Raw genomic sequence first — 8,158 nt, 5'->3', positions numbered from 1 at the left:
AAAGCAGGACCTTGACCACCACCACCGACCCGAAACATACGTAAAAGGCGGGTCAATTCTCGGCGCAAATGCCGGGTCACTTCTCAGTGCAAATCAACATGGTGACCGTCTCCAGACCAGACGCTCGACGCTGGGCCTTCTCATGCTCCCTCTGAGCGCGAGCAAGTGCCTTCTCAGCGGCGGCGTGAACAGCCGGATATTTCTTCAAGGCTTCCTCTCTGGTCCGTCCAAGTGAAGCTTTGATCTCACCCTTGCCGATGAAGGGCCTCAGTTCCGACGAGACCCTTCGACGGTAATGGAAGGTGCTTCTGTCGCGTGTTGGTTCTTGAACGTAGAGCAAAGTCAGCCCCATTGTGTGCCTCTCTGTGGACCGATTCGTGTACCAGAGGAGCGCTTAAGAGCCTGCAAACATTGACTTTATTGGCCTTTTAAGAAGCTGATGGCGCACCCGACAGGATTCGAACCTGTGACCTTTGGAATCGGAATCCAACACTCTATCCAGCTGAGCTACGGGTGCATCCGTTGGCGGCAGGGCCGCCGAAGCAGGCTGTGAGCGGTTCTTAGCCTAGCTTGCGCGTCGCTTCAATGGTCAATTGCAGGAGATTGTGGGGGAAATTCGTTTTCCTGGTCCGCGCTGAAGTCGCTTCGCATCGCCGATCGGAGGATATCGATCCAAAGAAAGACGCCGCATCTTGAGGGATGCGGCGCCGGATCGATCGGGGCGGATGCGGTCACAGGCCGTGGTGCCGTCACGCCATCTGCATGGCGCCAGGGCCCGGGATCGCCTTCGGCGGCACCTTGCCCATGATGATCATGCCGAGCACCTCGTCCTTGGTCACGTCCTCGGTGCGGGCGTGGCCGACGACCTGGCCGTTCTTCATCACCGATACGCGATCGGCGAGATCGAACACGTCGTGAATGTCATGGCTGATCAGAAAGATGCCGATGCCTTCGCGCTTCAGCTGCTTGATGAGCTCGCCGACCTGTGCGGTTTCCTGCGGCCCGAGGGCCGCGGTCGGCTCGTCCATGATCAGGATGCGGGCGTTGAAGAGGATGGCGCGGGCGATCGCCACCGATTGCCGCTGACCGCCGGAAAGCGCCTTCACCGGTTCCTTGAAGCGCTGGAAGTTCGGGTTAAGGCGGCCCATCACCTCGCGTGCCTTCGCCTCCATCGCCACATCGTCGAGCGTTCCCCAGGGGGTGCGGAGTTCCCGGCCGAGATAGAGATTGGCGGCAGCGTCGACATTGTCGGCCACGGCGAGCGTCTGGTAGATCGTCTCGATGCCGTATTTCTTGGCGTCGCGCGGATTGTGGATGTCCGCCGGTTCGCCATTGATCAGGATCTCGCCGGCATCGCGCCGGTAGGCGCCGGAAAGAATCTTGATCAGCGTCGACTTGCCGGCGCCGTTGTGGCCGAGCAGGGCGACCACTTCACCCGGATAGAGATCGACGGAAGCGTTGTCCACCGCGTGGATGCCGCCGAAGGAGATGGAAATGTTCTTCATTTCCACAAGCGGAGTGCGTTGTTCACTCATCATTCGTACTCCTGATTATTTTGCGCGGGCGCGATAGACGGTGTCGAGCCAGACGGCGGTCACCAGCACGACGCCGACGACGATCCGCTGGAGCGGGCTGTCGATGCCGACGAGCACCATGCCGGACTGCAGCGACTGCATGACGAGTGCGCCGAGCATGGCGCCCGCGATCGTACCCATGCCGCCGGCAAGCGAGGTGCCGCCGATGACGGCCGCGGCGATCGTGTAGAGTTCATCGAGCTCCCCTTGCGCGTTGGTGGCGGCGTTGAGGCGCGCCGTGGAGATCGCGGCGGCAACGGCACAGAGCATGCCCATCAGCGCGAAGATCCTTACCGTCACCCAGCGCGTCTTGATACCGGCAAGCTCGGCGGCTTCCGGATTGCCGCCGATCGCGAAGACGTAGCGGCCGAAGCGCAGGCGCGTGGCGATGAAGGTCATGACGATGCCGATCAGGATGGCGATCAGCACCGGGATGGCGATGCCATGGGCGATGAAGAGGCCGCCTTCCGGCCAGGCGATGCCGTTGGCTTCGGCATATTTGCGGGCGATGTTGGCCGGCCAGGGATAGCTATTCGCGACCGCCACGGCGCCGAGGACGAGGGCGCAGCCCATTCCCGACAGGAAATACTCGGCCCAGACCGGGCGGCGCGGAAAGCCGAAGCGTTTGCGCTGCTTGCGCGAGTGGACAATGCTGGCGACGATTGCGACGCAGGCGAGAAGGCCGACGATCCAGCTGGCTGTCGCACCGATCGACCCTTCCGTGCCACCGCCCATCAGGCGGAAGGTGGCGTCCATCGGCGCGACGGTCCGGCCGCTCGTGACAAACCAGGTGGCGCCGCGCCAGACGAGCAGCCCGCCGAGCGTGACGATGAAGGACGGGACGTTGAGGAAGGCGATGATCATGCCGTGGAGCGCACCGATTGCCGCGCCGAGCGACAGCCCCGCAAGGAGCGTGATGATCCAGGTAGCCGGATGGTTGAAGCCGAGGAGCTGTGGGAGGAGCTCCGCCTGCAACACGCCCATGATCATGCCGACGAAACCGAGGATCGAGCCGACCGACAGGTCGATGTTACGCGTGACGATGACCAGCACCATGCCCGTCGCCATGACGGCGACCGAGGCGGTCTGCACCGACAGGTTCCAGAGGTTTCGCGGCGTGAGAAACAAGCCGCCGGACAGGAAATTGAAACCGATCCAGATGATCAGCATCGCGCCGACCATGCCCAAGAGGCGGGTGTCGATTTCGGTGGCGCGGAAGAAGCGCTTCACCGGATTTTCCGCCGCGCTGCGCGCGCGATTAAAATGTGCGGTATTCGTCGTGTCGGCCATGGCCGCCGTCCCCCACTGTTTCCATTTGCCTATGCGGTCGTTCTACAGCGCCGCGCGTCGTACCAGACGCGCAAAGGATGCTGTAGCACGTTGAATTGCTGCATGTTTTTGTCCTTGGATCGGCTACGATTCAAGGAAACATGCAGTAGCGTCGCGTTGCCGCGATCTTATCACCCGCACGCAAGACCGTCCCGACCTCGAGCAAACGCCGCAACGGGTCACGTTGCGGCGTCTGGAGGTCAATTCAATTGCCGAGCCGTCAGTTACACGCGCCGATGGTGCCGGCAGCAACGCCCTGGCAGGCCGCGTCCTTGGAAATCCAGCCGGCGTCGATGACGACGTTCAGATTGTCCTTGGTGATGGCGAGCGGCGCCAGGAAGACCGACTTCATGGCAACACCCTTCGGTCCGCCGTTGAAGGTTTGAACGCCCTCGATCTCGTCCATCGTCTTGCCGCTGGCGAGAGCCGAAGCAATTTCAGCGGCCTTCTTGCCGAGTTCACGCGCGTCCTTCCAGACGGAGACCGTCTGGGTGCCGAGCGCCACGCGGTTGAGTGCCGCAAAGTCGCCGTCCTGACCGGAAACCGGTACGGAGCCTGCGAGACCCTGCGCCGAAAGCGCGGCGATCGCGCCACCGGCCGTGCCGTCGTTCGAAGCTACGACCGCGTCGACCTTGTTGTCGTTGGCGGTCAGGAACTGCTCCATGTTCTTCTGGGCATTTTCCGGCTTCCAGCCATCGGTGTAGGCCTCGCCGACGTTCTTGACCTTGCCGCCGTCGACCGCTTCCTTCAGCACTTCCATCTGGCCGGCAAAGAGAAAGTCGGCATTCGGGTCGGACGAGGAGCCCTTGATGAAGACGAAGTTGCCCTCAGGCTTTACCTTGAAGACTTCGCGAGCCTGCATGCGGCCCACTTCCTTGTTATCGAAGGTGATGTAGAAGGCGTCCGGGTTCTCGATCAGGCGGTCATAGCCGACGACCGGAATGCCCTCGGCGGTGGCCTTTTCGATCGCAGGGGCGATCGCATCGGAATCCTGGGCGAGCACGATCAAGGCGTTTGCGCCCTGCGCGATCAGCGACTCGATGTCGGTCAGCTGCTTGGCGGCGGAAGACTGGGCATCGGCGGAGATATATTTGTCGCCGGAAGCTTCAAGCGCGGCCTTGATGGCGGCTTCGTCGGTCTTCCAACGCTCTTCCTGAAAGTTCGACCAGGAGACGCCGACGACAAGGTCCTTGGCGATCGCGGCCGAATGCATTGACGCGATGATGGCAACCCCCGCCATCAGCTTCAAAACGGATTTCATTTCATCCTCCCAATTGGTTGCGCCGTGCGCACGAACCTCCCGCACGCCTCCTCGGCCAACCCTGAAGTGCTGTCGTAAACGGGCCGCAACCAGTGCGGACTTTTTTCTCGACAGTCGAGAAAATAAATGTCAGAGTTTTAGCAGGCTGTCAACAAGGCTCCCGGCAGCGCCGCGCGTCTTTTCCGAGATGCTCGAAAATCGCTGTAGGACTTTGAAATGCCGCCTGTTTTCATCCTTGAACCGGCTTGGATCCAGGGAAACAAGCGGGGCGCCTTGTCTTGCCGCTCAACAGATGCTTTGGAGGAGGCATGTGGTTGAAGGATCCGCCATCGACAGGGATGTGTAATGCTGACCAAGTCCAGTACTGAACTTGTGCGTCAGCAGAACAGCATGCTTGTCCTTGCGGCGCTCCGCCGGAGAGGCTCCTTGTCCCACACGGAAATCGCGTCGGAGACCGCTCTCGCCTCCGCCACCGTCTCCGCCATCACCGCTGAGCTGGAACGCGCCGGGATCATCGCCAGGAGCGAACAGCATGTCCAGGGTGGCCGTGGCCGGCCGCGCGTGCTGCTCATGCCGAGACGCGACTACGGCTATGTGATCGTCGTGCGCATCTCGTCCGATATCGTGCAGTATTCGCTCGCCGACTATGGCGGCACGCTGCTCGACCGGTTCGAAGAAGCCAGAAACCACGACCTGAAGGGTACCGCGGCCTTCGGACAGATATTTGCCGCCGCGCTTGAACGGCTGCTCCAGCGCTCGCGCATCACGAAAGAAGAGGTGCTCGTCATCTCGATCAGCAGCAAGGGTCTCGTCGCCGGCGACGGGGCGCGGCTGATCTGGTCGCCGGTCTTCGGCGGCGAGGAACTCGATTTCCAAAGCCTGCTCCGGCCGGAGTGGCGGGCCAAGATCATGCTGAGCAACGAAACGCTGCTGGTTGCCCAGGCGCTGGCAGTCCGGGCCGAGGAGGGGAGGGACGACTTCAAGGCGCTTGCGGCCATATCGCTCGGCCACAGCATTGGTCTCGGCCTGGCGCGGAAAGGGCATTTCGGCGAACTCGACGTCTCGGCGCCGAATTTCGGGCACATGCTGCACACGAGTTCCGCCGGGCTCTGCCGGTGCGGCAGCCGTGGCTGTATCGAGGCAGCCGCCGGCTTCTATGGAATCCTACGCACGGCCTTCGAGGTGCCTTCCGATACGATCCCGGCGAAATTCGTGCCGCTTTCGGAAATGGACAAGATCGCGGCCAGTGCGCGCCAAGGCCATCGGATGGCTGGATATGCCTTCCGCCAGGCCGGGATCGCTCTCGGCAACGGCATTTCCCGCCTGCTGAGCCTTTATGAGCCGATGCCGATCTTCGTCACCGGACCAGGGACGCGCTACTTCGACCTACTGCAGAAGGGGGTGGAGGAGGGGCTCGCCCAGTCCTTGCAGGTGCGCCTGATGGGTCCGCCGGAGATCACGGTTGTGGCGGACGAGCAGCGGCTGGTTTTCGATGGTCATCTCAATCGCGCACTGAGCACAATTGATGGAGGCCTTGCCGCCGGGCACGACTAGAGGCGAGTCCCGGTGCTTTTGCAATTTACAGTTATTTAGCGACTCCTTGCCAAGCTGTCCCAGGAGGCGGGGGCAGCCATGTTTTCAGTGATTGCATGCATACGCAATGATCATGACTGGCGTCTGATCGCCGTGGCGGCGATCGTTTGTCTTGCCGGCAGCATCGCCACGATGCTGCTGTTGCTGCGTGCGCAGCGCAGCGAAGGCACCCAGCGGCGCCTTTGGACCGCGGCCTGCGCCTTTGCATCCGGTGTCGGCATATGGTCGACGCACTTCATAGCGATGCTTGCCTATGACGGGGGTATACCGATCGCCTATGAGATCCGGGGAACGACACTCTCCGTGCTGGTGGCGATCGCGGCGTCCTGGATCGCACTTGCCGTCGCACTGACCGGGACCTTCCGTTACGCTTTCGCCGTCGGCGGTGTGCTGCTTGGCCTTGGCATCGCAGCGATGCATTTCACCGGCATGCGCGCGGTCGAAACGCAAGGCCAGGTCACCTTCGATTTTACATCGACCGTTACCGCCGTCATATTCGGTGCGCTCATCGCCGGCGGTGCGCTTCATGCGTTTTGGACAATGTCCGGTGTCGGGAGGCTGGTCGTGTCGACGCTCCTGCTGGTGCTGGCGATATGCGCGATGCATTTCAAGTCGATGAGCGGTGTCAGCCTGGTGCCGGATCCGAGCATTGCGGCCGCGGATGTATTCGATCCCGCCTGGCTTGCCGGCGGCGTGATCGCCGCATCGACGACACTCATCCTCGTGGCTTTCGGTGCGCTCTTTCTTGACAGGCACCTCACGGATCTTCGCGGGCTCGTCAACGCGTCGCTCGACGGCATGATGATCGTTCGCGACGACGAAATCATCGATGTGAACGAGCGCTTTGCCGATCTTTGCGGCCGGAGTGCAAGCGAATTGGCAAGAACAAGCCCAGCGGAGCTGTTCGTGCAGGATCGCGAGCGGCCGGTGGATCGCCCGGCGTTCGGCGGATCATGCGAACTCGAGCTGCTTCACGCGGACGGGAGGCGAATCCCCATCGAATATATCTGCCGCACGATCGAATACCGCGGTCGGGAGTGCGACGTGATTTTCGTGCGCGATCTCAGTCAGCGCAAGGAGGCCGAGCGCACCATCGAGCACCTTGCGCATCATGACGCGCTGACGGACCTTTCGAACCGCAGTTCGTTCGACCGCCGCATGGCGCAGGCGATCGCCGTGGCGAGCGCGAGGAATGAGCCGCTGGCCGTTCTCTGTCTGGACCTCGACCGCTTCAAGGCCGTCAACGATATTTTCGGCCATAGCGAGGGCGATCGTATCCTGCGCAAGGTAGCGGATATCCTGCGCGCAGCATGTGGAGAAGGCGACACGATCGCGCGGCTTGGCGGCGATGAATTTGCGATCATACAGCCTTCCGTCGCGCAGCCGGAGGCCTCGCGGCAATTGTCGGACCGCATTCTCGGCCTTTTCTCCGAGGAAATGGATACCAACCGCGATCCGATGGCCGTCGGCGTCAGCATCGGTGTGGCGATCTATCCGGCCGATGGGGTCACGGCGGACCGGCTTTGCAACAATGCCGATACGGCGCTTTACCGGGCGAAGCAGACCGGCAAGGGTATAGCCTGCTTCTTCGACGCCGAGATGGACGCAGCCGTGCGCACGCGCCGGCAGATTGAAAACGATCTCCGGCACGCGGTCGTCAGGCGGCAGCTTTTCCTCGAGTACCAACCGCTCGTCGACGTGCGTGACGACAGGGTTGTCGGCTACGAGGCGTTGTTGCGCTGGAGGCATCCCGATCGCGGCCTCGTCAGTCCCAGCGTTTTCATTCCGATCGCCGAGGAAAGCGGCTCGATCATCCAGATCGGTGAGTGGGTGCTCGAGCAGGCCTGTTTTGAAGCAGTCCGGTGGAACGAACCGCTGCCGATTTCAGTCAACATATCGCCGGTCCAGTTTCTGCTTCCCAACCTCTTTGATCAGATCGAAGGGATTCTGAGGCGAACCGGTCTTGAGCCGCGCCGGCTGGAGCTGGAGATCACCGAAGCAGCCTTGATGCACAACAGAGATGACGTGCTGACGACCCTCATCCGGCTGCGATTGCTCGGTGTGCGCATCGTCATGGACGATTTCGGAACAGGGCATTCCTCGCTCAGCAATCTCCAGACCTTCCCCTTTGACAAGCTTAAGATCGATTGCAGCTTCACCGCCGCCCTCGACAAGGATCCGGCGGCGCATGCCATCATCCGCGCGATCATCGCTCTCGGCCAGAGCCTCAACCTGCCGGTGGTGACCGAAGGCGTCGAGACCGAGCGACAGAGGCAGATCATCGTCGAAGAGGGATGTCAGCAGATACAGGGCTTCCTCTCCGGTCGCCCGGGGCGCGCGCCGAGCCAACAGCCTGCGCGCGACCGGTTGAAATCGGCCGAAGCGTGAATTTTTCGTTGCG

6 protein-coding genes and 1 tRNA gene are annotated in these 8,158 nt (G+C 61.9%); 2 read left to right on the top strand and 5 right to left on the bottom strand.

Going from position 1 to position 8,158, the window contains the following annotated elements; translation table 11 throughout:
- Positions 1-76 precede the first annotated feature (76 nt).
- From QN224_RS17995 to xylF, 5 genes are all read right to left on the bottom strand, one after another.
- The gene (locus tag QN224_RS17995; protein ID WP_283977789.1) at positions 77-352 is read right to left on the bottom strand and encodes a DUF6538 domain-containing protein; all 276 of its coding nucleotides are present in this window, start codon (positions 350-352) and stop codon (positions 77-79) included.
- 88 nt (positions 353-440) lie between these two features.
- Positions 441-517 (bottom strand) — tRNA-Arg (locus QN224_RS17990).
- Between the two features lie 232 nt (positions 518-749).
- The gene (locus QN224_RS17985) at positions 750-1,535 is read right to left on the bottom strand and encodes an ATP-binding cassette domain-containing protein (protein ID WP_173509494.1); all 786 of its coding nucleotides are present in this window, start codon (positions 1,533-1,535) and stop codon (positions 750-752) included.
- 15 nt (positions 1,536-1,550) lie between these two features.
- Positions 1,551-2,864, bottom strand: coding sequence for a sugar ABC transporter permease (locus tag QN224_RS17980; protein WP_283977788.1), 1,314 nt, complete (start codon positions 2,862-2,864; stop codon positions 1,551-1,553).
- 259 nt (positions 2,865-3,123) lie between these two features.
- Positions 3,124-4,164: a D-xylose ABC transporter substrate-binding protein gene (gene xylF, locus QN224_RS17975; RefSeq protein WP_173509496.1), complete on the bottom strand. Its 1,041-nt coding sequence runs from the start codon at positions 4,162-4,164 to the stop codon at positions 3,124-3,126.
- Positions 4,165-4,509: 345 nt separating this feature from the next.
- Between xylF and QN224_RS17970 the strand changes: the two genes are divergently transcribed.
- Entirely contained in the window at positions 4,510-5,718 is a 1,209-nt protein-coding gene (locus QN224_RS17970; RefSeq protein ID WP_283977787.1) for an ROK family transcriptional regulator, read from the top strand.
- A gap of 78 nt (positions 5,719-5,796) precedes the next feature.
- Entirely contained in the window at positions 5,797-8,145 is a 2,349-nt protein-coding gene (locus QN224_RS17965; protein WP_283977786.1) for an EAL domain-containing protein, read from the top strand.
- The last annotated feature ends 13 nt before the right edge of the window (positions 8,146-8,158 follow it).

The sequence above is a fragment of the Sinorhizobium sp. 7-81 genome (genome assembly GCF_030124405.1).
Lineage (GTDB): Bacteria > Pseudomonadota > Alphaproteobacteria > Rhizobiales > Rhizobiaceae > Sinorhizobium > Sinorhizobium psoraleae.
Note: the sequence above shows the minus strand (reverse complement) of the source record. Positions and strands in the feature narration are given on the sequence as shown.

Excerpts from the sequence above, each read along its gene's own strand:
- xylF (WP_173509496.1), bottom strand. The coding sequence starts at position 4,164 with ATGAAATCCGTTTTGAAGCTGATGGCGGGGGTTGCCATCATCGCGTCA.
- QN224_RS17985 (WP_173509494.1), bottom strand. The coding sequence starts at position 1,535 with ATGAGTGAACAACGCACTCCGCTTGTGGAAATGAAGAACATTTCCATC.
- QN224_RS17995 (WP_283977789.1), bottom strand. The coding sequence starts at position 352 with ATGGGGCTGACTTTGCTCTACGTTCAAGAACCAACACGCGACAGAAGC.
- QN224_RS17970 (WP_283977787.1), top strand. The coding sequence starts at position 4,510 with ATGCTGACCAAGTCCAGTACTGAACTTGTGCGTCAGCAGAACAGCATG.
- QN224_RS17980 (WP_283977788.1), bottom strand. The coding sequence starts at position 2,864 with ATGGCCGACACGACGAATACCGCACATTTTAATCGCGCGCGCAGCGCG.
- QN224_RS17965 (WP_283977786.1), top strand. The coding sequence starts at position 5,797 with ATGTTTTCAGTGATTGCATGCATACGCAATGATCATGACTGGCGTCTG.